Source organism: Cupriavidus sp. GA3-3, from assembly GCF_000389805.1.
In the GTDB taxonomy this organism is placed as follows: Bacteria; Pseudomonadota; Gammaproteobacteria; order Burkholderiales; family Burkholderiaceae; genus Cupriavidus; species Cupriavidus necator_D.
Genome location: NZ_KB944477.1, coordinates 1 through 24760, shown reverse-complemented (window position 1 = coordinate 24760; position 24760 = coordinate 1). Strand labels below are relative to the sequence as shown.

24 protein-coding genes and 2 rRNA genes are annotated in these 24760 nt (G+C 68.3%); 16 read left to right on the top strand and 10 right to left on the bottom strand.

Features of this window, described 5'->3' with window-relative positions; translation table 11 throughout:
• The first annotated feature begins 104 nt into the window (after nt 1–104).
• Both C265_RS13515 and C265_RS13510 read left to right on the top strand, forming a co-directional pair.
• On the top strand, nt 105–1517 hold the full coding sequence (locus C265_RS13515; protein WP_037024324.1) for a collagen-like triple helix repeat-containing protein: 1413 nt from the start codon (nt 105–107) through the stop codon (nt 1515–1517).
• 183 nt (nt 1518–1700) lie between these two features.
• On the top strand, nt 1701–3368 hold the full coding sequence (locus C265_RS13510) for a ShlB/FhaC/HecB family hemolysin secretion/activation protein (protein ID WP_010809810.1): 1668 nt from the start codon (nt 1701–1703) through the stop codon (nt 3366–3368).
• 177 nt (nt 3369–3545) lie between these two features.
• Here the strand turns inward: C265_RS13510 and C265_RS13505 are convergent, their stop codons facing one another.
• Entirely contained in the window at nt 3546–3752 is a 207-nt protein-coding gene (locus C265_RS13505) for a dodecin (protein WP_010809809.1), read from the bottom strand.
• 234 nt (nt 3753–3986) lie between these two features.
• On the opposite strand from C265_RS13505, the gene C265_RS13500 reads away from it, so the two are divergent.
• From C265_RS13500 to C265_RS13490, 3 genes are all read left to right on the top strand, one after another.
• Nucleotides 3987–4694 (top strand): phospholipase D family protein, encoded by a 708-nt coding sequence (locus C265_RS13500; RefSeq protein WP_231881474.1) that lies wholly within the window; start codon nt 3987–3989, stop codon nt 4692–4694.
• Between the two features lie 94 nt (nt 4695–4788).
• Nucleotides 4789–5499 carry a dienelactone hydrolase family protein gene (locus C265_RS13495; RefSeq protein WP_010809807.1) on the top strand — a complete coding sequence of 237 codons (711 nt, stop codon included), beginning with the start codon at nt 4789–4791 and terminating at the stop codon, nt 5497–5499.
• A 126-nt stretch (nt 5500–5625) separates the two neighbouring features.
• Complete coding sequence (locus C265_RS13490; protein ID WP_010809806.1) at nt 5626–7167, top strand: acyl-CoA synthetase; 1542 nt, start codon at nt 5626–5628, stop codon at nt 7165–7167.
• Here C265_RS13490 and C265_RS13485 read toward each other — a convergent pair.
• Together C265_RS13485 and C265_RS13480 are read right to left on the bottom strand one after the other, a co-directional pair.
• A complete protein-coding gene (locus C265_RS13485) occupies nt 7164–7835 on the bottom strand; it encodes a glycine zipper 2TM domain-containing protein (protein ID WP_010809805.1) in 672 nt (223 codons plus the stop codon). The genes C265_RS13490 and C265_RS13485 overlap by 4 nt on opposite strands.
• Nucleotides 7836–7967: 132 nt before the next feature.
• Nucleotides 7968–8426 carry a MarR family winged helix-turn-helix transcriptional regulator gene (locus tag C265_RS13480; RefSeq protein WP_010809804.1) on the bottom strand — a complete coding sequence of 153 codons (459 nt, stop codon included), beginning with the start codon at nt 8424–8426 and terminating at the stop codon, nt 7968–7970.
• Nucleotides 8427–8663: 237 nt separating this feature from the next.
• Here C265_RS13480 and C265_RS13475 point away from each other — a divergent pair, with 237 nt between their 5' ends.
• Both C265_RS13475 and C265_RS13470 read left to right on the top strand, forming a co-directional pair.
• Nucleotides 8664–9227 carry a YggT family protein gene (locus C265_RS13475; protein ID WP_010809803.1) on the top strand — a complete coding sequence of 188 codons (564 nt, stop codon included), beginning with the start codon at nt 8664–8666 and terminating at the stop codon, nt 9225–9227.
• Between the two features lie 140 nt (nt 9228–9367).
• A complete protein-coding gene (locus C265_RS13470; RefSeq protein ID WP_010809802.1) occupies nt 9368–9577 on the top strand; it encodes a hypothetical protein in 210 nt (69 codons plus the stop codon).
• A 53-nt stretch (nt 9578–9630) separates the two neighbouring features.
• On the opposite strand, the gene C265_RS13465 is transcribed toward C265_RS13470, so the two are convergent.
• Nucleotides 9631–10611 carry a LysR family transcriptional regulator gene (locus C265_RS13465; protein WP_010809801.1) on the bottom strand — a complete coding sequence of 327 codons (981 nt, stop codon included), beginning with the start codon at nt 10609–10611 and terminating at the stop codon, nt 9631–9633.
• Between the two features lie 61 nt (nt 10612–10672).
• Between C265_RS13465 and C265_RS13460 the strand changes: the two genes are divergently transcribed.
• Nucleotides 10673–12274 (top strand): MFS transporter, encoded by a 1602-nt coding sequence (locus C265_RS13460; RefSeq protein ID WP_037024321.1) that lies wholly within the window; start codon nt 10673–10675, stop codon nt 12272–12274.
• 118 nt (nt 12275–12392) lie between these two features.
• The gene (locus tag C265_RS13455) at nt 12393–13235 is read left to right on the top strand and encodes an IclR family transcriptional regulator (protein ID WP_010809799.1); all 843 of its coding nucleotides are present in this window, start codon (nt 12393–12395) and stop codon (nt 13233–13235) included.
• 15 nt (nt 13236–13250) lie between these two features.
• On the opposite strand, the gene C265_RS13450 is transcribed toward C265_RS13455, so the two are convergent.
• Nucleotides 13251–14072, bottom strand: coding sequence for a phytanoyl-CoA dioxygenase family protein (locus C265_RS13450; RefSeq protein ID WP_010809798.1), 822 nt, complete (start codon nt 14070–14072; stop codon nt 13251–13253).
• Nucleotides 14073–14327: 255 nt separating this feature from the next.
• Here C265_RS13450 and C265_RS13445 point away from each other — a divergent pair, with 255 nt between their 5' ends.
• From C265_RS13445 to C265_RS13425, 5 genes are all read left to right on the top strand, one after another.
• Entirely contained in the window at nt 14328–15254 is a 927-nt protein-coding gene (locus C265_RS13445) for a MoxR family ATPase (RefSeq protein WP_010809797.1), read from the top strand.
• Between the two features lie 5 nt (nt 15255–15259).
• On the top strand, nt 15260–16291 hold the full coding sequence (locus tag C265_RS13440; RefSeq protein WP_010809796.1) for a DUF58 domain-containing protein: 1032 nt from the start codon (nt 15260–15262) through the stop codon (nt 16289–16291).
• Nucleotides 16288–18258, top strand: a complete 1971-nt coding sequence (locus tag C265_RS13435) for a DUF3488 and DUF4129 domain-containing transglutaminase family protein (RefSeq protein WP_037024335.1) — start codon at nt 16288–16290, stop codon at nt 18256–18258. Before C265_RS13440 ends, C265_RS13435 begins: the two co-directional genes overlap by 4 nt.
• Before the next feature lie 123 nt (nt 18259–18381).
• On the top strand, nt 18382–18870 hold the full coding sequence (locus C265_RS13430) for a MarR family winged helix-turn-helix transcriptional regulator (protein WP_010809794.1): 489 nt from the start codon (nt 18382–18384) through the stop codon (nt 18868–18870).
• A complete protein-coding gene (locus C265_RS13425) occupies nt 18867–20450 on the top strand; it encodes an MFS transporter (protein WP_011616384.1) in 1584 nt (527 codons plus the stop codon). The genes C265_RS13430 and C265_RS13425 overlap by 4 nt, the downstream gene beginning before the upstream one ends.
• Before the next feature lie 153 nt (nt 20451–20603).
• On the opposite strand, the gene C265_RS13420 is transcribed toward C265_RS13425, so the two are convergent.
• Both C265_RS13420 and C265_RS13415 read right to left on the bottom strand, forming a co-directional pair.
• A complete protein-coding gene (locus C265_RS13420; RefSeq protein WP_010809792.1) occupies nt 20604–20936 on the bottom strand; it encodes a hypothetical protein in 333 nt (110 codons plus the stop codon).
• Between the two features lie 260 nt (nt 20937–21196).
• On the bottom strand, nt 21197–22663 hold the full coding sequence (locus C265_RS13415) for a DegQ family serine endoprotease (protein ID WP_010809791.1): 1467 nt from the start codon (nt 22661–22663) through the stop codon (nt 21197–21199).
• Nucleotides 22664–22845: 182 nt separating this feature from the next.
• Between C265_RS13415 and C265_RS13410 the strand changes: the two genes are divergently transcribed.
• Together C265_RS13410 and C265_RS13405 are read left to right on the top strand one after the other, a co-directional pair.
• Complete coding sequence (locus C265_RS13410) at nt 22846–23322, top strand: MarR family winged helix-turn-helix transcriptional regulator (RefSeq protein WP_011616382.1); 477 nt, start codon at nt 22846–22848, stop codon at nt 23320–23322.
• 47 nt (nt 23323–23369) lie between these two features.
• Nucleotides 23370–23792 (top strand): organic hydroperoxide resistance protein, encoded by a 423-nt coding sequence (locus C265_RS13405; protein WP_010809789.1) that lies wholly within the window; start codon nt 23370–23372, stop codon nt 23790–23792.
• A 68-nt stretch (nt 23793–23860) separates the two neighbouring features.
• On the opposite strand, the gene C265_RS13400 is transcribed toward C265_RS13405, so the two are convergent.
• The 3 genes from C265_RS13400 to C265_RS13390 form a co-directional block, all read right to left on the bottom strand.
• Nucleotides 23861–24139 carry a GIY-YIG nuclease family protein gene (locus tag C265_RS13400; RefSeq protein ID WP_010809788.1) on the bottom strand — a complete coding sequence of 93 codons (279 nt, stop codon included), beginning with the start codon at nt 24137–24139 and terminating at the stop codon, nt 23861–23863.
• 128 nt (nt 24140–24267) lie between these two features.
• Nucleotides 24268–24380 (bottom strand): 5S ribosomal RNA (gene rrf, locus C265_RS13395).
• A 113-nt stretch (nt 24381–24493) separates the two neighbouring features.
• Nucleotides 24494–24760: ribosomal RNA gene (locus tag C265_RS13390) — 23S ribosomal RNA — on the bottom strand; the annotation flags it as partial.

The following is a 24760-nucleotide window of genomic DNA, read 5'->3' as shown; positions in this document are numbered from 1 at the left end:
CAGCGCTGGCATACCGATTGCGCCATATCCGTCACCGCCGCACGCAGAAAACGAACGCGATGCGCGGCCGAGCGATTTAAACGACGGGAATGAGGGAACAGAACATGCGCAAACAACAACTCGCCGTAACGGCACTCCTCGCAACCTTGCTGGCCCTGGGTGGCTGCGCCAGCGGCAGCGGATCGACCTCCATGGGCACCAGCGACACGGCGGGCACCAATGGCGGCGCCAAGACTACGGGTACCGATGGCACTGGCGGCATGGGCGGCTCCGGCGGCAGCACCGACGTGGCCAGCGGTGGTACCGGTGGCACGGGCGGCGGCACGGGTGGCACTGGCGATAACAATGGCGGCAATACCGGCGGCGGCGAAACGCCCACCGCACGGACCCCGACCGCCGAGGTCATCAACAATACTGGCAAGGTGCTCGACAGTACCGGCAAGACGGTCAGCGATCTTGGCGACAAGCTCGGCAGCAGCAACCTGCCGCTGGTACCGACCCAGACACAAACCGGCCTGGGCGACGCCGTAGCCTCCGCCGGCGATGCCATCGGGGCACTGGCCACGGGCCTGCAATCGGGCCTGGGCAGCATGCCGAACTCGGATAATCCGGTAGGCACCACGGTAGCCAGCACCGGCAACGTGGTCACCGAACTTGGCAAGACCTTATCCAGCACCGGTACCGCCGTCAGTGGCCTTGGCACCGGCCAGCTCGCGCCACTGGCGCCGCTGACCTCGCCGCTGGGCACGGTGGTGAACGAGTTGGGCAAAACGGTGAGCGGCACTGGCGAAACGCTGACCACGGTGCTGTCGACCGGCGCGGTCGAGCAGGTGACCACCACCACCAGCAAGCTGATCGTGCCGATCACCTCGCAGCTGACCGGCGCCGCACAGACGCTCGGCGCGGCCACGGGCCTGGGCGCACCGACCACCAGCCTGCTGGCGGCCGTGGGCGGTGCGCTCGCGACGGCCGGCACCACGCTGCAACAGACCAACACGCCGGTGATCTCGGGCGTCGGCGGCGTGGTGAACGCCACCGGCACGACCGTGGCATCGCTGGGCGGCGCAGCGAACGGGCCCGCCAGCGGCGGCGGCCTGGGCGCGCTGAGCCCGGTACTGGCACCGGTGACTGCGCTGGCCGGGGGGCTGACTGGCGGTGCAGGCGCTGGCGGCACGGGTTCGCCGCTGGCGCCTGTCACCAGCCTGGTCAGCTCCATCACTGGCGGCCTTGGCAGTGCCACCGGCGGCGGCACAGGTTCGCCGCCAGTACCGGTCACCACCGCGGTCAGCGGCGTGGTGAATGGCGTGGTAGGCGGCGTCACCGGCGCCGCGGCGGGCACTGGCACCACCAGCCCGCTGGCCCCCGTCACCAGTGTTGTCGCCGCCGTGACCGGCGGCGCCACCTCCACCGCGGGCAGCACCACCAGCAAGACTTCGACCACCAGCGCCACCGGCGCCATCGGCGGCCTGGTTGGCGGCCTGCTGGGCGGCCTGACCGGCGCGCTCGGCCAGAAGTAATCCAGCCTCAGCCTCTGCCCTGGCGATCGCCTGATCGCGGGCAGCGGAGCACACCAGATTCAACGTAGCGGCCACGCGCCGAACCGGCGGCATCGGACGGCAGGCGCACGGGGGTAGCGGCAATCCCCGCGCCAGTGGCACGCGACGTCAATAGCCGCAGTATTTCCTTACAGGGGTTTTGCCATGCGTGCACGTCATCGCGTTGCCGCGCTGCTGGTCAGCGTCGGCGCGTTCCATCACGGCCTGGTCCAGGCCGATCCGCGCAGCCCGGTCCAGGGCGACCCAACCCAGACGCTCCCGAAGATTGCTCCGGCCCGGCCCGACAGCAGCGTGACCGTGCAGGTCGAACGGCCGCAGGCGGCCATGCAGGACCTGCTCAATACACGCCTGACACCGCGCCGCTTTCGCATCGAAGGCGCGAAGACGCTGCCGTTCGAGGAGGTAGCCGCGCAGTTCAAGCCGCTGGCCAATCGCGAGATCACGGTGGCGCAGTTGCTGGAAGCGGCCAACACGGTGACGCAGATGTACAAGGACCGCGGCTATCCGCTCTCGTTTGCCTTCGTGCCGGCGCAGGACTTTGCCAACGGCGATGTGCTGATCACCGTGGTCGAGGGCTATGTGGCCAAGGTGACGGTCACAGGCAAGGCGGGCCCGGCAGAGGGCCGGCTGCGCGCCATTGCCGAGAAGCTGCAGCAGGACCGCCCGCTACGCCAGGACCGCTTCGAACACTACGTCAATGCACTGGCCCTGCAGCCCGGGCTGCAGGTGGCGGCCACGGTGCAGCCGCCGACCACCACCGACGGCGCCTGCGAGATGGTGCTCGACGTCAAGCGCAAGCCGTTCACCTTCGGCACCGGCATCGAATACATGTCGCCAGGCCTGCGCGCCATTGCCACCGCGACCAGCAACAGCCTGACGCCGCTGGGCGAGCAGATCTCGGTGTCGGCACTGTTCCCCAAGGGCCGCGACAACGAGGAGTACTACGCCGCCAGCTACGCGCAGCCGCTCGGCACCGAGGGCATGATCGCGCGGCTCAATGCCTCGCACTACCGAGGCGTGCCGCAGAACGCCACGCTGGAGGCGATCGGGTTCAATCCGCGCTACGTCAACGACACCAAGCGCATCGGCGGCTCGCTCAGCTATCCGCTGCTGCTGTCCAACGCGCATACGCTCACGCTGACCGGCGGCTTCTACGGCGCCGACCAGTTCGAGCGCTACACCCACACCGCCACCGGCACGCGCGTGACGCTGGGCACCAACGTGCGCGTGGGCACCGCGGAGCTGACCTACGCGCAGCGCGGCGAAGGCGTGAGCCGCAATGCCACGCTCGGCCTGTACAAGGGTTTCGATGCGCTGGGCGCGAGCCGCCAGAACAACACCAACGACCTGAGCTTCTTCCGCACGCGGCTGCTGCTGTCGCAGTCGAAAGACCTGCCGGCGGGCTTCGGCCTTACCGTGGCCGCGGCGGGCCAGTACAGCGGCGACCGCCTGGCCTCGGGCGAGCAGATCAGCTTCGGCGGACGCTTCTTCGGGCTGGGCTATCCCGCCGGCGAAGTGGCGGGCGACAAGGGCTGGGGGGCCTCGGCGGAAATCAGCCGCCTGTTCCTGCCCGACATGACCTACCTGCGCACCATCCAGCCCTATGTGTCGGCCGACGTGGCGCGCGTGTTTTCCAACAGCGTGTCGCTGTCGCACCGCAGCCTGTCATCGGTAGCCATTGGCGCGCGCTTCTCGGACCGGCGCTACTACACGCTGGATCTGTCGGTGGCACAACCGGTAGGTGACAAGCCAACCAATGCAAGCCGTCGGTCGCCGCGGATCAACATGACTTATTCGTACCAGTTCGATTGAGCTGGTCGCGTTTGGGCTGACGACACCAGGTTTCCCTGCACCCGGCCGACGGCAGTCTCGCGTCGGCCGATTTTTTGATCCCGAAGGCTGCATCTGGAGCGAGCACGCGCACCAATCCGCACAGGCAGCGCAGCCCGTGCCGTCGCGCAATTCCGCCGCGCAAGCGCGGCGCCGCACTCAGCTCACGCGGAAACCGATCTTCAGCGTGACCTGGTAGTGCGCGATCTTGCCGTTCGTGATGTGGCCGCGCGTTTCCACCACTTCGAACCAGTCGATGTTCTTGATGGTTTCACCGGCCTTGGCAATGGCGCTCTGGATGGCCTGGTCGCAGCCATCGGGTGAAGATCCGACGATCTCGACCAGCTTGTAGGTATGGTTGCTCATATCCCTCTCCTTGGCGGGCGGACCCGCGGGGGTTCCATCCATCATAGGCGCGGGTGCGGATAGTCCCAAGGGCAGCGGCGGTGCAGCGATGCTGCACCGGATAGCCGGCCGCAGATCCTGTTACACAATCACGCTTTGCCAGTGGCGTATGCGGCTGCTACGCTGCGAACCCGCCCCGACAGCATGCGGCGCGCGGCGCGCGCATGCCGTCATTCACCGACGCAAAGATCCGCCGTGACTTACAGATTCATTCGCCGGGCCGTGCTGGGCCTGGGCCTGGCCGCCGCCGTGTCGGCCTTCACCTCGTTCAGTCCCTTCGCGCTACTGGCGCACGCCCGCTCGGCTTCCACCTTCGACCAGGTGACCGACACCATCGCCAACAGCATCAGCGAGACCTTCAACGAGGCCGTCGCCAACCACTTTCCCGCGCGCACCGGCAAGCCGGCCCAGCCGCCGGATGCGAAGCCGGTGCCGGCCAAGCCGTTTGCCGATGGCAGCGGCTACACGCTGTGCTTCGTGCCCGATGGCGCGAGTTGCCAGGCGCTGCTGATCAATGCCATCCGGAGCACGCGCCATCGCCTGCTGATCCAGGCCTATTCGTTCACCAGCGCACCGATTGCCGAGGCCGTGGCACAGGCGCACCGGCGCGGCGTGGACGTGCGCGTGATCCTGGACAAGAGCCAGCAGTCCGAGCGCTATACCAGTGCCACCTACCTCAAGCATGCCGGCGTGCCGGTGGTGATCGACAACAAACCCGCGATTGCGCACAACAAGGTGATGGTGTTCGACGACCAGGCAGTCTTCACCGGATCGTTCAACTTCACCAAGTCGGCGCAGGAGCGCAACGCCGAGAACGGCATGCTGATCCGCGGCGACGCCGCCGTGGTCAGGGCCTACACCGACAACTGGAACAAGCGCTACCAGCAGTCGCGCGCGTACTGACGGCAGCAGCAGGGCGCCCTGCCCTGCACGAAGCGGCGCGCAGTGGCAAACTTGCAGCTTTCCTGTTCAGCCCCCTTCCGGAGAGCCTTTCCCCATGACAGCCATCCCCGACAGCCAGTGGATCCGCGTTGACACCGCCGCGGGCAGCTTCGATGCCTACCTGAGCCTGCCGCCGGCAGGCGTGCAGCCCGGCGCGCCGGGCATTGTGCTGCTGCAGGAGATCTTCGGCGTCAACGAGCATATCCGCGCCGTGGCGGACCAGTACGCCGCCGACGGCTATGCGGTGCTGGCGCCGGACGTGTTCTGGCGCCAGGCGCCACGCGTGCAACTGGGCTACGAAGGCGACGACATGGCGCGCGGCATGGCGCTGCGCAAGGCGGTGGATGTCACCGCCGCGCTGGACGATATCGCCGCCACGGTGCAGGTGCTGCGCCAGCACACCGGCGCCGGCAAGGTGGCGGCGGTGGGCTATTGCTTCGGCGGCCTGCTGTCGTACCTGAGCGCGGCGCGCGGGCTGGTGGATGCGGCCGTGCCCTACTACGGCGGCGGCATCCAGAACCAGCTGCAAGAGGCGGCGAACATTCGTGTGCCGGTGCAGTTCCACTACGGCGCGCTCGACGCGCACATCCCGCCAGAGGCCGTGCAAGGCGTGCGCGACGCCATGGCCGGCAAACCCGGCAGCGAGATCTACGTCTACCAGGGTGCGGACCACGGCTTCAACTGCTGGGCGCGCGGCTCCTACCACCAGCCCAGCGCCGCGCTGGCCCACGGGCGCGCGCTGGTGTTCCTGTCGGAAGCGCTGTAGTCCACCCCGACGCGCTGTAGTCCCACCCCGAGACGCTGCCGCCTTGCCATGGCCGGGCGGCAGCCTTTATCCTCGGCGCTTGGCTTCAAGACTTGCTGGACCCACCATAACAATGGAGACCACACCATGCAGTCAGAGCAGCAGCGCGCCCTGCGCAACACCATTCCCGACGCCATTGCCCGCGCCGTGCGGCGCAGCCCGGGCAAGACCGCGATCCGCTTCGGCGAACGGGCCTGGACCTATCGCCAACTGGATCAGGCCGCGGCGCGCGTGGCCGGCGCGCTGGCGCAATGGGGCCTGCGCCCCGGCGACCGCGTGGCCGCCTTCGGCAAGAACTCAGACGCCTATGTGCTGCTGTGGCTGGCCTGCCTGCGCAGCGGCCTGATCCATGTGCCGGTCAATTTCTCGATGACGCGCGCGGAGGCCGAGTACATCGTCACGCAGTCGGGCGCCAGCGCAATCTTTGCCGATCCGGCGCTGGCCGACCGCGTCGAGGGCCTGCCCTGCAAGGTCAGCGGCACGCTGCACGGCGGCAAGGTGCGCGATGTACTGGCAGCCGCCGCCAGCGGCCCCGCGGCACCGGTGTCCGATTCGCTCACCGACACCACACCTGCGCAGATCCTGTACACCTCGGGCACCACCTCGGCCCCCAAGGGTGCCGTGCTGACCCATCGCGCGCTGCTGGCCGAATACGTCAGCACCATTGCCGCCTGCGATATCCGCGAATCGGACTACTCGCTGGCCGCGCTGCCCCTGTACCACTCGGCGCAGATGCATGTCTTCCTGATGCCGCTGCTGCTGTGCGGCGGCACCACGCTGATCGCCGACAGCCCCGAGGCCGGCTATTGCCTGCGCACCATCCACGCCGAGGGCATCACCAGCTTCTTTGCGCCGCCCACGGTGTGGATCGCGCTGCTGCGCCATGCGGACTTCGATCCGGCGCGGCTGGGGTCGCTGACCAAGGCCTACTACGGGGCCTCGATCATGCCGGTGCCGGTGCTGCTTGAGCTGCAGCAGAAGCTGCCGGCACTGCGTTTCTACAACTGCTACGGCCAGAGCGAGATCGGGCCGCTGGCCACGGTGCTGGGCCCCGACGAACACGCCGGGCGCCCCGCCTCCGCCGGCCGGCCGGTACTGAACGTCGAGACCCGTATCGTCGACGAGACCATGCAGGACGTGCCGCCCGGCGAGCTGGGCGAGATCGTGCATCGCTCGCCGCAACTGCTGACGGAGTACTGGGACAAGCCCGAACTGACCGCTGAAGCCTTCACCGGCGGCTGGTTCCATTCCGGCGATCTCGGCTATATGGATGCCGAGGGCTACCTGTACGTGGTGGACCGGATCAAGGACGTGATCAATTCAGGCGGCGTGCTGGTATCGAGCCGCGAGGTGGAAGAGTGTCTGTACACTCACGGCGCGGTGGCCGAGGCAGCGGTGTTCGCACTGCCGCACCCGAAGTGGGTCGAGGCAGTGGCCGCCTGCGTGGTGCGCAAGCGCGGCCATGAAGACGCCGCCGAGGAAGAGCTGATCGCCCATGCGCGCCAGGCACTGGCACCGTTCAAGGTGCCCAAGCGCATCGTGTTCGTCGCGGACCTGCCGCGCAACACGGCGGGCAAGCTGCTCAAGCGCCAGCTGCGCGAGGACTACGCGCAGCTGTTCGGCACTTAGTACGGCACGGCTACGCCGTTCTCGACCTTGACGCGGTCGCCGATGCGCATCTGGTAGGCGTTGGACTGCGTCAGCGTCAGGTAGGCGTTGTCGCTGGTGCGCACGCGCACACGGTAAGCCGCGGCCGAGGATCCGGTGCGCTTCTCGACCTCGTTGCCGGCCACCGCGCCGGCAACCGCGCCGCCGATGGTGGCCACGGTATTGCCGCGGCCGCCGCCGACCTGGTGGCCCAGCAGTCCGCCCACGATGCCGCCGACCACGGCGCCCGCGCCGCTGGTCGAAGGCGGCTGGCCGGGCACCACCTCGATCGCCTCGACCCAGCCGTAGCGCACGCCGTAAGCCTGGTTGCCGTAGTTGTTGCCGTAGCTGCCGTCCGGATATGACTGCTGCGGATACGGCTGCTGGGGATAGCCTTGCTGCGGATACCCCTGTTGCGGATACCCTTGCTGCGGGTACCCCTGCGGGTAGCCCTGCTGCGCCGGGTAGCCGCTGATGGTGGTGCTGCCGCCATAGCCGCTGGTGCCGTAGCCGCTGCTGCTATAGCCGCCACCGTAGCTGCCGCCGTACCCTCCGCCATACCCGTTGTCGTAGCCATACGGCGTGGCACACCCGGCCAGCGCACCGGCGCCAAGCACCGCAAGCACAACCGAACGAAGGGGGATGGACATGTCAGGACTCCTGCGCTCTGCGCGTGTTGGGGAATGCGCGCGAGTCTAGGGCCGCCGGCAGCCAGCGGGTGTCACCGGAACCTGTGATTGGTAACTGCCTGTAACTGGCTGGCAGTGCAGGCCTGCCGCGGCTCAGGCGCGCTCGGCGCCGTCGTCGTTGAACTGGGTGATGCGGGCCACGCGGAAAGCGCCGCGCAGCGATTCCAGCTCGGTCCGGTGCAGCATCGCCAGGCGGTTCAGGTAGCGCTCGCCCTTGGCCAGCAGGTGTACCTGCACCACGCGGCGGTCCTCGGGGTTGAGCCGGCGCCTGACCAGCCCCGCCGCCTCGCAGCGGTTGACCAGCGCCACCACGCCGTGCTGCTTGGCCTGCAGCCGTTCCGCCAGTTCGCCGATCGAGGCCCAGTCCTTGTCGGCACAGCCGCGGATATGCAACAGCAGCAGGTACTGCTGCACGGTCAGCCCTTCCGCGCGCGCCGCATCTTCGGAAAACCGCAGGAAACGCCGCAACTGGTAGCGGAAATCCGAGAGCGCCTCGAAGTCGGCCTTGGTAAGCGATGTGGATTTCCGGGACGGGACGGACTTGCTGGGCATAAGGTGGCGAAAAAGCGCAAAGGAGGAGGAAAGCGCAGGAACCACGCGCAATACCACGGGTGCGCGGCCGGTCCCGCAACCGGGCGCACGCAATTATAGGGGCCGCGCACCGAGGCGCCAGCACAAACATGTCCGCCAGCTCATGTGCCCGGCGCACGGTTGCATCGTGCCGGCGTCAGGCTATGGCAGAATCTGTGCGGTTGCAGACACCTTCACCCGTCACCGGAAAACGCACCGATGTTCTCGGAAATCGCTCTCTTCCTGCTGGATACCGTCTTCACCCTGTTCGGCATGGCGCTGTTGCTGCGCGTGTGGATGCAGCTCACGCGGCTGCCTACGCGCAATGCGGTGTCCCAGGGGGTGTTCCAGATCACCGACTGGCTGGTGCGCCCGCTGCGCCGGGTCATCCCCGGGGTGGGCGGCATTGACTGGGCCACGGTGGTGGGCGCATGGCTGACCGCGATGGTGTTCCTGGTGCTGGTCGCGCTGCTCAGCGGCATCGACCTGCTCGGCTTCCTGCCGGCCATGCTGCTGACCGCCCTGCTCTATGTGCTGAAATGGACGATCAGCCTGGTAATGTGGGTCACGCTGCTGATGGCGATCCTGTCGTGGGTCAACCCGCATTCGCCGATCACCCCGGCCATCGACCACCTGACCGCGCCGGTGCTGCGCCCGATCCAGCGCGTGGTACCGCGCCTGGGCGGCTTCGATGTTTCGCCGCTGGTGCTGTTCGTGATCGCGCAGATCCTGCTGATGGTGATCGCGCGGCTGGGCGCCAGCATCTTCGGCATGCACTACTGAGCCAGCGGCGGCTCGGCACATTGTCCAGGGCTCTGGACAGTGTGTCGAGAATTGACCCTTTTTCTGCCCCGTGTGAAGTCCTACATTGCAGGCACCGTGGCGCTTCCGCCACGCACCCTGCCTGAGAAGGACCACACACCATGAAGACCATCGCCCAACGCCGCAGCCTGGCGCTTTCCCTGCTGTGCGCCGTCAGCCTGTCGTTTGCCGCGGCCGCTGCCCACGCCTCCGAACCCGTTTCCGACATCGCCCGCCTGGACGGGAGCATCGCCCACGCCGGCAAGGCCGACCCGTTCACTGACGGCGCCAGGACCACCGACCGCCGCGACGCATTCACCGACGGCGCCTGAGCTCCTGCCCTTTCCGTTGCCACGGCCCCGGCCGTGGCGGCCCGCCAGCGCCCTCAACCCGCCGTGCGGGCCTCTCCTTCAGCCTGCCCGCTCGCGGCTGCTTCCGCCCCCATCCCCCCGTCCAGGCCCGCCTCGGGCTCCAGCTCGGACACCATCATCGATTCGATCGCTTCCATGAAGGCCCGCACCTTGCGCGGCTGCAGCCGCCGGTCCGGCAGCAGCGCGAACACGCGCAGCGGCGGCAGCGGGTAGTCAGGCAACACGCGCACCAGCCGCCCCTGCGCGATCTCGGCCTCGCAATAAATGACCGACAGCCGGGCGATGCCCAGCCCCGCCAGCGCGCCCTGCAGCCGCAGTTCGGCGTTGTGGGTCTGCATGCGCGGACGGATCGGCACGGACACGGTCTGGCCGTCGCGGGTGAATTCCCAGACGGTGTCGCCGGGCGTGGTCAGCGTCGGCATATTGGCCAGGTCTTCCGGGCGCAACTGCGCCGGCAGGCTGGCCGCCAGCGCCGGCGCGGCAAAGAGGCCGCGCTCGACATGGTAGATGCGGCGCGCCACCGTGCCGGAGTCGGGCAGGTCGGTGTCGACGACGACGAAGGCCACGTCAAACCCGTCGCGGATCGGGTCGACCAGGCCCTGGGTGATTTCCACGGCCACGTCCAGCGCCGGGTGCGCCGCCAGCGTGCGGCAGATCACACCACCCAATTGCTGGGCGCCGAACTCATAGGGTGTGGCGATGCGCAGCACGCCCTGCACGCGCTCTTCACGCGCCAGCGTTTCCTGGCGGATTTCGCGCAGGCGCGCAAACAACGGGGCGACATCGCGGTAGACCGCCTTGCCAGCATCCGTGAGGCGCATGCGCCGCGTGGTGCGCTCCAGCAGCTTGGCGCCGATGGCGGTTTCCAGCCGCGCCACTGCGGCCGAGACACGCGACTTGGGGCAGTCCAGCTGCTCCGCCGCGGCCGTGAACGTCCCCTGCTCGACCACGCAGCAGAACGCTTCCCAATCATTCCATTGGATTGTTTCGTTCACCGGACAATGTTTCCCTGACAAGCTGTAGTTCCCGACGGCAGGCCTACATTATGCTTGAGCGATGCAACAAACGCCTGTCCCCGCTGGACCGGACGCCTCAGGCCCCGCAGTTCCAGCAGCCCTAGCCCCCGCCGCCCCCATTCCCCAGCGCCCACGCATGCAACTCGCCAGTCACCCGGAAATGGGTCACTGGCGTCTTTCATTGTTCGGCCTGACGCTCGGGCTGGTGACCGGCATCGACTTCTCGTCCACGCTGATGATGGGCGTGGCCAGCCAGCATATCCAGGGCGGCGTCGGTGCCGCGCCGGAAGATTATCTGTACGCGATCTCGGCCTACGCGGCCACCGCGGTGCTGATGAACATGGTGCTGGACCAGGTCGCGCGCCGCGTCACCTACAAGCGCTTCACCATCGGGTCGCTGCTGGTATTTGTCCTGGGCTCGCTGATCTGCGCCGAGTTTGCCAGCCCCACCGGGCTGATCACCGGCAAGGCGGTGCAGGGGCTGGGTGCCGGCGGCCTGTTCGCGGCCTCGCGCATCCTGGTGCAGCTGGTATCGACGCCGGCCGAGCGCGGCCCGCTGATGCTGCGCTTCGGCGGCGGCGCGTTCTCAATGCTGGCGATCACGCCGTGGCTGACCAGCATCTTCCTGGACGATATCGGCTGGCGCGCGGTGTTCCTGTTCCAGGCCGGCATTGCGCTGCCGGTACTGCTGTCGGTGGCGCTGACCTACCCGACCCGCGCGCCACGCGACCCGCATCCGCCGGTATCGACACTGGACTGGCCCGCCGCCATCGCCGCCGCGCTGGGCGCGCTGGTGTTCCTGCATACGCTGCAGGAGATGCGCTACACGCGCTTCTTCAGCTCGCTGGAAATGCCGCTGGCCGCGCTGTGCGGGCTGGCATTGTTCGCCTTCAGCGGCTGGCGGCTGTATCGCCATCCGGATCCATGGATCGACTTCTCGCGCCTGGCCGGACGCCAGTACCTGTACGGGCTGGGCTTCTACACGCTGTACTACCTGCTCTCGTCGGCCTGGTCGTTCCTGCTGCCCTCGCTCACGCAGACCGGGCTGGGGCTGACCTTCCGCACCACCTGCATGCTGTTGTCGACCAGCGGCACGGTGTCGGCCATCGGCGCCATCGTCATTACGCTGGGCATGGCGCTGGTGTTCCGCAAGCGGCGCGTGATCGCCATCGGCTTTGTCGTCTACGCCTGCGCGGCGATGCTGCTGTCGCAGCAGCTGATGCCGGGCGCGCCGGATTACGCGCTGGTGCCGGTGGTGCTGCTTGAAGGGCTGACGCCGGTGCTGCTGATGGTGCAGGTGGCATCGATGACTTACCTGGAAGTGCCGGTCGAGGATTTCTCGCACGCCTACCAGTTCAAGAACGTGTGCAAGCAGATCGCCTCGGCAATGGGCACGGGGCTGGCGAGCGTGTTCATGCAGGACGGCCTGGCACAGCACCGCACCCACCTGGTGGAACACATCACCCGCTACAACCCGGTGCTGCAGGCGCCGGATGCGCTCTCGGCAACGAGTCTGGCCAAAATCTCGCTGGAAGTCGACCGCCAGGCCACGCTGCTGGCCGGCATGGACATGCTGCACGGCTTTGCCGTGTTGTGCGTGGTGGCGGCGGTGTTCGTGCTGGCGCAGCGCAGCTTCCGGTAAGGAACCCACGCGCCGGGCGCCAGGCCATGTCCGGGGCCGGTACTGGCGCAATCCCGCCATTTCCTCTACCCTTTCGGCCTTTCCGTGCCAATCCGGCGAACCGCGCCGGGCTACGTAAATGGCCAGCCCCACCGATTCCCGCCAGAACCCGCCGCGAGCACCGCAGACCGCCGACAGCGCCGCCGCCACGCCCGAAAAGCCGAGCGACAGCTATGTGCAGTCCTTTGCACGCGGGCTGTCGGTCATCCGGGCCTTCAACGCGCAGCACCCGGCCCAGACGCTGACCGAGATCGCCCAGGCCAGCGGCCTGACGCGCGCCGGCGCGCGCCGCATCCTGCTGACGCTGGTGGGGTTGGGCTACGTGCAGGCCGACGGCCGCCTGTTCCGGCTGACGCCCAAGATCCTGGACCTGGGCTTCGCCTACCTGACCTCGATGCCGTTCTGGAACCTGGCCGAGCCGATCATGGAGACGCTGTCGCAGCAGGTGCATGAAAGCTGCTCGATCTCAGTGCTGGACGGCACCGAGATCGTCTACGTGCTGCGCGTGCCGGCGCGCAAGATCATGACCATCAACCTGTCGATCGGCAGCCGCCTGCCGGCCTATTGCTCGTCGATGGGGCGGGTGCTGCTGGCCGGCCTGGCCGAGCCCGAGCTCGACAGCGTGCTGCGCGCCACCGACCTGCGCGCGCGCACCAGCCGCACCGTCACCGACGTGGATGCGCTCAAGGCCATCGTCGCCGACATCCGCAAGCGCGGCTGGGCGCTCAACGACCAGGAGCTGGAAGAAGGGCTGGTGTCGCTGGCCGCGCCGATCCGCAACCGTGCCGGCCACACCATCGCCGCCATCAATATCAGCGGCCAGGCCAACCGCACCAGCGCGCAGGAGATGCTGGAGCGTTTCCTGCCGCCGCTGCTGGAAGCTTCGGAGAAGATTTCCGGGCTGGTCGGGCTGCGCACCTGAGCGCAGCCGCGGGGATCAGACTGCCGCGGGCAGCTCCACGCTGCCGAACTCGGCCGAGCGCGTGCCATCCAGCGGCCGGTTGCTGGCCCCGAAATACGCAAACGCCACTGACAGCTTGACCGCGTTGGACGCATTGCGGCCGGCCGCATGGAACAGCCGGCTGTCGAAAAACAGCACGTCGCCGCGGTGCAGCGCCAGCGGCTGCGCGGCATCCAGCAGGGGCTGGCTGGCCGGGTGGGCTTCGATCAGGAATTCGGCCGGGTCCAGCTGGCCCGGCTCCAGCTTCGCCTGGTGCGAACCCGGGATGACGCGCAGCACGCCGTTGCGTTCGTCCTCGTCGCCCAGCGCCAGCCACACCGTCACCAGTTCCGGCCGGGCAAACGACCAGTAGCGCGTATCGCGGTGCCAGCCAGTCTGGCTGCCGTAGTGCGGATGCTTGGTCATCACGCAGTTGTGGTGCGCCAGCGTGATGCGGGCGGGCTCGCCCAGCAGCGCCTGCACCACCGCCACCAGCTTCGGGGCGCTGGCCCAGCGGCGGAAGACCTCGTCGCGCCCGTAGGCCTGGCGCAGCCGCCTGACCGTGCCGCCGCCGGCGGCATCGCGTGCGGCCGGCGCGCCGGGATAGCCCAGGTCGGCCTCGAACTCCACCGGCGGCACCGCCGCGGCCAGGTGCTCACGCGTCACCGCCTCCAGCGCCGCGCACGCCGGCTCATCGGCAAAGCCGCGCAGGATCACGAAACCGTTGGCGTGGAAGGCCTGCACCAGGCGCGGCAGCGCACCGGCATCGGCAGACAGGACGGAGGAAGGCAGGTCGGCGCAGGGGTCCAGCGAGGTCATTGCAGCAGGCGCGGCACAGGCAGCGGAAAGAGGAATGGGAAGGGCCGCGGTGGCCCGACAGGCTCATGATGCCAGAACCGGCGCGATCTGGCGCAGGCGCTGCACCATAACCATGCAGGCAGCGCCGGGACATCCACTGTCTCCGTACGGAAACAGACGGTGCCGCGTGCCGCCCGCGCCGCTACAATGCGCTGGTCTTCACCCGATATTCCCTGCATCCACCCGTTTTTTCCACCTTTTGCGCCGAGGCCCAACGTGACAGCTCGCCCACGCATCGTCGCTTCGCTGGCCGAGGCCCAGGCCCAGCTGGGCCGCATCGTTCTTGGCAAGCCGCAGCAGGTGCGGCTGGCGCTGGCCTGCATGCTGGCACGCGGCCACCTGCTGCTCGAAGACGTACCTGGCGTCGGCAAGACCACGCTGGCCCATGCGCTGGCGCGCACGCTCGGGCTGCAATACCAGCGCGTGCAGTTCACCAGCGACCTGTTGCCGGCCGACCTGATCGGGGTTTCGGTCTTTGTCCGCGACGCCGGCGAATTCCGCTTCCATCGCGGCCCGGTGTTCGCGCAGGTGGTGCTGGCCGACGAGATCAACCGCGCGCCGCCCAAGACCCAGAGCGCGCTGCTCGAGGCCATGGCCGAGGGGCAGGTGACCCATGACGGCACCACGCACGCGCTGCCGTCGCCGTTTTTCGTGATCGCCACGCAGAATCCGCTGGAGCAGATCGGCACGCATGCCTTGCCCGAATCGCAATTGGACCGCTTCACCATGCGGCTGTCGCTCGGCTACCCCGACCCCGCCTTCGAGCGCGTGCTGTACCTGGGCGGCGCCAGCGCGCCGGAGCTGCCGCCGGTGATGGATGGCAGCCAGGTGCTGGCGCTGCAGGAGGCTGCCACACAGGTGTACGCCAGCCCGGCGCTGGTGGACTACGTGCTGGCGCTGGTGCAGGCCACGCGCAGCCACGACGGCTTTGCCGCGGGGCTGTCGCCGCGCGCCGGGCTGGCGCTGCTGGCCTGCGCGCGCGCCTGGGCCCTGCTGGCGCAGCGCAACATGGTACTGCCGGAAGATGTGCAGGCGGTCTTCACCGCGGTGGCCGCGCATCGGCTGCTGCCCGCCGGCGCGGGCGGCCACGCCGCCGTTGCCGGCGAACTGGCCGCGCTGCAGGCCGGCGTGGCCATTCCCTGAAAGCCATGGCGGCGCGCAAAAGCGTGCTCCGCGGCGCGCCGGTCATGGCTCAGCGCCGCACGGCGGGCCGGCGCCCGACCGGCGGAACCGGCGGCACGCTGCTGCTGGATCGGCGCCACCTCTATATCCTGCCCACCCGCGGCGGCCTCGGCTTTGCGGTCGTGCTGGCGGCGATGCTGCTGACTTCGCTGAACTACAACATCAGCCTGGGCTTTGCGCTGACCTTCCTGCTGGCCGGCATCGGCATGGCGTGTATGTGGCTGGCCTACCGCAACCTGCTCGACCTCGCCGTGGCCGCGGGCCCGGCGGCGCCGGCCCATGCCGGGCAGGATGCCGTGTTCCAGCTGCGCATCGACAACCGCGATGCCGACGCGCGCATCGGCATCGAGGCGCGCGTGCCGACGCTGCCAAACGTGGCAACCGCCATGCTGACGCTCGATGGCAGCGCCAGCGGGATGCTCGCCCTGCACGTGCCGACTGCGCGCCGGGGCCGGCTGGTGCTGCCGCGCGTGGCGATCGCCAGCCGCTTTCCGTTCGGGCTGTTCCGGGTCTGGAGCTATGCGGACCTGGACATGTCGACGCTGGTCTATCCCGCCCCGGAGCCCGATGCCCCGCCACCGCCTGCCGCATATCGGCCAGACGCTGGCGATGGCGTGCACACGGCCGCGAGCGCGGCAAGCAGCGACGACGGCATCGACCAGCTGCGCCGCTACCGCAGCGGCGACCCGCTGCACCGCATCGCCTGGAAGCACAGCGCGCGCACCGGCCGCTGGCTCAGCCGCGCCGGCGATCCACCGCAGCAACCGGCGCGCTGGCTGGACTGGTACGCACTCCCGGCCGGCATGGAGGCGGAAGCGCGGCTGTCGCGCCTGTGCGCGTGGCTGCTGGCCGCCGGTGACGATGCCGAGATCGGCCTGCGCCTGACCGGCGTAGAACTGCCGCCAGCGCGCGGCGCCAGCCACCGGCGCGCCTGCCTGGAAGCGCTGGCGTTATGGCCGCAACGGCCCGCGGCCTGCCGCGCCGGAGACCGGGCGTGAAACCCGTCGCGCGGCCGCTGCGGCATGACGACCATGGGCTGCTGCTGGGCCAGCTGGCGCTGGTGCTGGCGCCGCAGGCGCGCACGCTGCCGGTGGCGGTCAGCCTGTTGCTGGTGCTGCTGCTGGGCTGGCGCTGGCTGCTATGGCGGCGGCGGGCGCCGCTGCCTTCGCGCTGGATGCTCGGCATCACCGCGGTAATGGTGCTGCTGGTGGCCAGCGCGCTGGTGTGGCAGGACGGCGGCGGCATGGGGCGCGAGCTCGCCGTGGCGCTGCTGGGAGCCTTTGTCATCCTCAAGCTGCTGGAATGCCGCGCGCTGTCGGACGCGACGCTGGTCACGCAGCTGTCGTTCTACCTGCTGCTGACGCTGTACCTGTCCGACCAGCCGTTCTGGCTGGCGCTGTACAGCCTGGCGATCGGCGCCTGGGTGCTGCGCAACTGGCTGTTGCTGCACCACCCCGAGGCGCGCAGCCGGCTGGCGATCTGGCCGCTGCTGGGACGCATGGCGCTGCTGGGGCTGCCGTGGGCACTGGCGCTGTTCGTGCTGTTCCCGCGGCTGGAGCACCCGCTGTGGCAACTGCCGCAATCGGCGCCGCGCGGCACCACCGGCATCAGCGACACCATGCGGCCGGGCAGCGTCGGGCAGCTGATCCGTTCTCCCGAAATCGCCCTGCGTGCCGAGGTCGCCGGCCCGGCGCTGCCCGCCGCGGCGCTGTACTGGCGTGCGCTGGTGCTGTGGGAATACGACGGCACCACCTGGCACCCGTCGCGGCAGCGCCGGCAGCAACTGGCGCCAGCGCCCGCCGCCGGCAACACGAATGGCATCGACATCAGCATCACGCTCGAGCCCAGCCAGCAGCGCTGGCTGTTCGCGCTGGACCGCGGCCAGGCACTGTCCGCCGGCGTGGATGGCGCCGCCACGCCCGACGGCGAGTTCATGGTGCGCCGGCCGGTGGACCAGCGCATCCGCTACCGCACGCATTCCACGCTGTCCCCCGCGCCCGAAGCGCTGACAGCCGCCACGCGCCGGCTGGCCCTGAGCCTGCCGGACGGCAATCCGCGCGCCCGCGCGCTGGCCGCCCAATGGGCCGACCGCCATGCCGATCCCGTCGCGCGCGTGCAAGCCGCGCTGCGGCTGTTCGCGGCGGCGCCCTTTGCCTATACGCTGAGCCCACCGCCGCTGGGCAGCGACCAGGTCGACAGCTTCGTGTTCGACACCCGGCGCGGCTTCTGCGAGCACTACGCCAGCAGCTTCGTCTTCTTGATGCGCGCCGCCGGCGTGCCCGCGCGCGTGGTCACGGGCTACCAGGGTGGTGAGTACAACCCCATCGGCAACCACTACGTGGTGCGCCAGTCCGATGCGCATGCCTGGGCCGAGGTCTGGCTCGACGGCCGCGGCTGGGTGCGCGTGGACCCGACCAGCGCCGTTGCCCCGGGCCGCATCGAACAGGGGCTGGATGCGGTAGTGGGCAGCGAAGCCGCGGACTGGCGGCCGTCGCAGCAACCGGCATGGCTGAAGGACCTGCGCTGGGCCTATGAAGGCGTCGTCTACACCTGGCAGCGCTGGGTGCTGCAGTACGACCATGCGCAGCAGCAGCGGCTGCTGCTGGCACTCGGCGCCGGCGTGGGCGCCGGGCAGTTGCTGGCCGGCGTGCTGGGCGCACTGTGCCTGCTGGCGCTGGTGCCGCTGTGGCGGCGCCGCGGGCCGGCAGACCCGGTCGATGCGGCCTATGCCCGCTTCTGCGCCCTGCTGGCCCGCCACGGCTGCGAGCGCGCCCAGGCCGAAGGACCGCAAGACTTCGCCGCGCGCGCCAGTGCGCGGCTGCCGCGCGCGGCCGACGCGATCGCTGCCGTCAGCGCCGCCTATGTCGGCTTGCGCTACGGCAACCTGCCGGCCGCGGGCCATGCGCAGGCGCTGGCAGCGATGCGGGCAGGCATTCGCCAGATCGCCGCGGCGTTGCGGCATTAAGCCCCCGCCAGCCACGCCGGCCGGCACGCCCTGCCGGGATTAGCTTCGCTTGATATAATTACATCTGCAACTATATCGAATGCAATCGATCCGCCGCTCGCGTGGATCGCAACGCCTCCAGCCATGTCTTTCGAACAACGCATCGACCGCTTCTGCGCCGGCCATCCCGAGGCCCCGCGCGACCTGATCCTGGCCTCCAGGCTGCTGCTGCGCACCGCGCGCCTGCTGCGCGGCCATATCGACCAGGCGCTGGCCCCGTTCGAACTGGACATGAGCCAGTACCTGCTGCTGAGCATGCTTGCCGTCGACGAAAACCGGCCCAGCATGCCGTCCGAGCTGGGCGCCACGCTGGACGCCACGCGCACGCAGATGACGCGGCTGCTGGACGGCCTGGAAGCGCGCGGGCTGCTGCGCCGGCGGGCGTCGGCCAGCGACCGGCGCAGCCTGGAGCTGACCCTGACCCCGGCCGGCCGCCGGCTGCTGGAGCGCGCCGCGCCCGCGGTGCATGCCGCCTACGGCGAGGCCTGGGCGCCGCTCGGCGCAGGCGGCCTGGCCGGCGCCACGCGTGCGCTGACTCAATTGCACCAGACCCTGGAGGGGCTCCAGCCATGAAGCCCGGCTCACCCTGGCAGCCTCTGTGGCGATTGCGCGTCAGCATGCGGTGGCTGCGCTGGCTGAGCCACCGGCAGCGCCAGACCCTGCTGATGATGCTGCTGGCGCTGGCCACCGGCTTGGAGTTCCTCGAGAACATCATGTTCGTGTTTGCCTCCAGCCATATCGTCGGCGGCCTCGACGCCGACCCGCGCAGCTTCGCGCTGGTGCAGGCGGCCTACGCCGTGGGCAGCATGCTGATGATCCTGAAGCAGCAATGGCTGTCGCGCCGGTTCGGCTACCGCTACTACCTGACGGGGGCGCTGCTGCTGTTCATGGCGGGCACGGTCGTGGCCGCAACCAGCCATGCGCTGCCGCAGATGGTGGTGGCGCGCTTTATCCAGGGTGTGGGCGGCGGCGCGCTGTTCACCAGCTGCCGCATCCTGGTCAACGTGCTGTTCGGCCCGACCGCGCGTCCGCGCGCCACCCGCATTTTCATGATCGGCATCTTCTCGGGGTCGGCGCTGGGCCCGGCCTTCGCCGCCGAGCTGATCGACCATGGCGTATGGCAGGACGTGTTCTACGGCGTGCTGCCGTTCGCCGCGCTGGCCACGCTGGGTGCCTGGCTGCTGCTGCCGGATGCGGAGCCGCGCACCGATACCGGCGGCCCCGCGCTCGGGCCGCTGCTGCTGTTCGGCGCCGCCATCGTGACCTTGCAGGCGGCGCTGACCGAGGCGCGCTTCGACGTGTTCTCGCACCCGCTGAGGCTCGCGCTGGTGGCCGCCGCGGGCCTGGCGCTGCTGGCCGTGTTCCTGTGGCACCAGTGGCACCACAGCGAACCCGTGCTGCACCTGCGCGCACTGCGCCACCCGGTGTACCTGACCGGCCTGGCGATGTACTTCGTGTACTACATGATCAGCAACCTGAGCGGCTACCTGTTCCCGATCTACGCCGAGCAGGCGCTGAAGATCCCGCTGGCGGCCACCGGCTGGCTCAACACCTTTGCCGCGCTGGTCAGCCTGGCCGGCATCTTCGTCTACCTGCAGGTGGCGCCGCGCCTGACGCGCAAGAAGCCACTGATGGTCGCCGGCCTGGTGCTGATGGCCGCCACGGCATGGTGGTTCTCGCAGATGCCGCCCGACGCCGGCCCGCCGGCGCTGGCATGGGGGCTGGTCGGCAAGGGCCTGTTCGGCGTGCTGGTGATCATCCCCATCGCCGGGCTGACGTTCCGGGCGCTGGGTCCCGATGAATTCGCCCATGGCTACCGCAGCAAGAACCTGATGCGGCAGGTCGCCGGCTCCTTTGCCTCGGCGCTGGGTGCGGTGCTGCTGCAGAACCGCCAGTTCGCGGTGCACGACAGCCTGCTGCACGCGGTGGGCCAGCGCCCCGCCGAGACCGAACACTGGATGGCTGCCATGCAGGCGGCATTGGCCGCACGCGGCTTCGATGCGGCGCAGGCCCACCTGGGCGCGCTCGCGCAACTGAACGGGCTGATCGAGCAGCAGGCCAGGCTGATTGCCTGCGAGGATATCTATCGGCTGATTGCGGTGCTGGCGCTGGGGGCGGCGGCGTACATGCTGCTGCAGCGGCGACTGCCCTGAAGCCCGCGCGAGCGGCTATGCGCAAGCGGTGCGACGACTGGAACTACTGCGGAACAGACGCGGAATCTTGGGGAGAAGCGAAGGCACCGCGCGCGAGGCGATGGCGCGGACGGGTCGCAGTGCCGGCGGATGCGGCACCGGCGAAGTACCTGCTCAGAACAGCGAGAGCTGGCGCATGCCGAAACCGATGGTCTCTTCCACGCGCGCACGGGCGTGGGCCAGCGAGCCTTCTGCGCCAGAGTAATTGCCGGCGGCCCAGTGGTAGACCACGGGGATATCGCCGCGCTCGGACAGGCGCACTTCGCCAAGCTTGTCGCCGCGTTCGTTGCGGTAGAAGTGTGAGCGATAGCCGCGCTCCCAGTGGGGGGCGACAACCTTCTTGCGCCGCCGGGGCTTCGGCGCGGAGCCGGCGGTGGACGTCGTGGACGTCAGTCGCCGCGCTCTATCGGTACCCGGCGTGATGGCGCGGGTGAAATCCAACTGCATAGACTTCCTCTTTGTCGATTCAGCAGAACCAGGGTCGGCGGGGGCTGCCGCCGCATGCTTCGTGCATCGCAGTCGAGATAATACCTGCTGGCGCGCTTTCTGTAAGCAGTTCGTTGCGCTGAATCCCGCCTCCGGCAAGGCTTAGCGGGCCGTATACCGGCTTCGTATACGTGTCGGTATACGTCGGGGTATACGGCCCGCGCGGGCAGCAAAGCCTTGCCAGTTAACGGCTTGCGGGCAGTCTGGCGTGCCCGCGGCAATCAGCCCAGGTCGAGCGGAATGAAGATGCGCGCATCGTCGCGCTGCACCAGCAGTGCCACCTGCTTGCCCGATTTCGATACCAGCGACTTGAGCTGTTCGGCCGAGCTGATGGGCGTGCCGTTGAGCGACAGGATCACGTCGCCCGGCTGGATGCCGACGCGCGCGGCGGGACCGGCCACGTCCTCGACCACCAGACCGCCGTCGATGCCGCTGCCACGCTTCTCCGCCGGCGTGAGCGGGCGCACCGCCAGCCCCAGCCGGCCACCGGCCTCGCTGCCACCGCCCTTCTGTGCGACGGCCCGGTCCCTGGCCGTGCCCACCGTCACCGACAGCGTCATCGGCTGGCCCTTGCGGATAATCTTCAACGAGGTCTGCGTGCCCGGCTTGATATCGGCCACGTGCTCGGGCAGGTCGCCCGAATGGTCGATCACGTCATTGTCGAGCTGCACGATGACGTCGCCAGGCTTCAGGCCAGCGCGCGCGGCCGGGCTGTCGGGCTCGACCGAGTTGACCAGCGCACCAGTAGGCTTGGGCAGCCCGAACGATTGTGCAAGCGCCTGGTTCACCTCCTGCACGCTGATGCCGAGACGACCGCGCGTGACCTTGCCATGCGCCACCAGCTGCTGCTGCACCTTGGTGGCCACGTCGATCGGGATCGCGAACGACAGGCCCTGGTAGCCGCCGGTCTGGCTGTAGATCTGCGCGTTGATGCCGACCACCTCGCCGCGCTGGTTGAACAGCGGCCCGCCCGAGTTGCCGGGATTGACGGCAACATCGGTCTGGATGAACGGCACATAGGTATCGTCCGGCAGCGAGCGCGACTTGGCGCTGACGATGCCCGCGGTCACGGTGTTCTCGAAGCCGTAGGGAGAACCGATCGCCAGCACCGGCTCGCCCACGCGCACCTGCGAAGGATCGCCCAGGCGCACGGCCGGCAGGTTCTTGGCGTCGATGCGGATCACGGCCACGTCGGTCTGCGGATCGCTGCCGAGCACCTTGGCCTTGAACTCGCGGCGGTCGGTCAGCTTGACCGTGACCTCCTGCGCGCCGTCGACGACGTGCGCATTGGTCAGGATCAGCCCGTCCGGGCTCACGATAAAGCCCGAGCCCAGTCCGCGCACCAGTTGCTGCTGGCCGCCTTGCGGACCCTGGAACTGCGGCCCGAAACGCTTGAAGAACTGGAACAGCGGATCGTCCGGATCGATGCCCGGGGGCATCTGCGCCGCGGTGCGCTGGGCGCGCGCGGTGACGCTGATATTGACCACGGCGGGCCCGTACTGTGCCACGATGCCGGAGAAATCCGTCGGCGTGGCCACGGCGACCGCCGGCTGCGCTGGCGCGACGGCTGGCGCAGGTGCCGCGTACCCCGGCGTGATGACTTCCTTCTGCAGATAGGCATAGCCGCCGCCAAGGGCGGCAAGGGCCGCGATACCAACGGCCGTGCGAGCAATGGTCTGGCGCATCATGTGTGGTTCCTTTCCTTGTGCATCAGGCGTCGGCAGTTTGCGACGCGACACGGTCATGCTAGCGACCCAGACTTAAAACAGACTTAAGGGTCAGCACCAGGCCATGCACGGGCGTATCCAGCACATTTCGGCGAAATGAAAATTTATCTTGCGCACAATCTAATTGCGTCTAATATATCGCCATGGAACGCGACAACGACCCCTCCCCGGATTTGCTGCTACTGGATCGCCAGCTGTGCTTTGCGCTGTATTCAAGCTCACTGGCCATGACCAAGTTGTACAAGCCACTATTAAGTGAGCTTGGACTTACTTATCCGCAATATTTGGTGATGCTGGTGTTGTGGGAGGCGGAAACGCTGACGGTCTCGGACCTCGGCGCGCGGCTGGCGCTGGACTCGGGGACGCTGACGCCACTATTGAAGCGGCTGGAGACGGCGCGGCTGGTCACGCGCACCCGTGACGCAGCCGACGAACGGCGGGTGCTGGTCAGCCTGACCGACTCCGGCCGCGCATTGCGCCAGCGCGCAGCGCGTATTCCTGAACAGATGTTGTGCGCCACGCAGTGCCCGGTCGAAGAGATCCAGGCCCTGACGCAGCGCCTGCATGCACTGCGGTCGACGCTTGAACAGGCGCGGACCGATTCCAGCCTGCCGGACTGACGGCAAGCATTGATACGCCCCTCTCGGGCAACAAACCGGAGCCTTATATGAAACTCGAAAAAGTCGTTTATACCGCCCATGCCACCGCCACCGGCGGCCGTGACGGCCGTGCCACCACGTCCGACGGCCAGCTCGACGCCAAGCTGGCCGTGCCCAAGGAAATGGGTGGCGCCGGCAATGGCCTGAATCCGGAACAGCTCTTTGCTGCCGGCTATTCGGCCTGCTTCCTGGGCGCCATGCGCTACGTGGCCGGCCAGCAGAAGATCACCGTGCCCGCCGATGCCACGATCGAAGGCGCGGTCGGCATCGGCCCGATCCCTCAAGGCTTCGGCATCCAGGTCGAACTGAAGATCTCGCTGCCGGGCTTCGAGCGCGAGGCTGCCGAAAAGCTGGTCGAACAGGCGCACCAGGTGTGCCCGTACTCGAACGCGACGCGCGGCAATATCGACGTGACGCTGACTGTGGTCTGATCGGCAAGCATGAAAAAGGCCGGTATCGCTTGCGCGATACCGGCCTTTTTGTTTTGTCGCACTGCCGGCTACCGGGCCGGCTCGGTTGCTGGTAGTTGCGCGCAAAATGCGCGCTTCTGTGTCGAACTCAAGCGCTTGATCTCGATTTCCGCTTTCAACGCTTCGGATTTCGTGTCGAAGCGCAATTGGCCCAAAACGCGTATGGGCTTGCGCGATCGCGTATATTTAGCGCCTTTTCCGGACAGATGCTCGGCGAAGCGGCGGGCAACATCGGTCGTGATCCCGGTGTAGATGGAATCGCCGGTGCATTCGAGCAGATAGAGGTACCAGGCGCTGTCAGCCGACATGGGATGGGTAATGGGGATTCAGCGGTAATAGTATTACGCCGGAGCGGCGGCGGCGAGCCATTCCATTTTCCGCCGCGCCAAAAGCAAAAACCCCCAGCCTTTTGGGGCTGGGGGTTTTGGGAATAAGAGCCTGGCGATGACCTACTTTCACACGGGAATCCGCACTATCATCGGCGCGGAGCTGTTTCACGGACCTGTTCGGGATGGGAAGGGGTGGTTCCAGCTCGCTATGGTCACCAGGCATGAGGGGTTGCAGCGCTGAGGTTGAGGTCAACGCTGCGAATAGGGATGTAGTTGGGGTTGTGCGTATCTGGCACAAGGCGATCGACTCACCAGGCAAAACACACTGGTTATAGGATCAAGCCTTACGGGCAATTAGTACTGGTTAGCTTAACGCATTACTGCGCTTCCACACCCAGCCTATCAACGTCCTGGTCTCGAACGACCCTTCAAGGCGGTCAAGCCGCCAGGGAATCCTCATCTTCAGGCGAGTTTCCCGCTTAGATGCTTTCAGCGGTTATCTCTTCCGTACATAGCTACCCTGCGATGCCTCTGGCGAGACAACAGGTACACCAGCGGTACGTCCACTCCGGTCCTCTCGTACTAGGAGCAGCCCCCGTC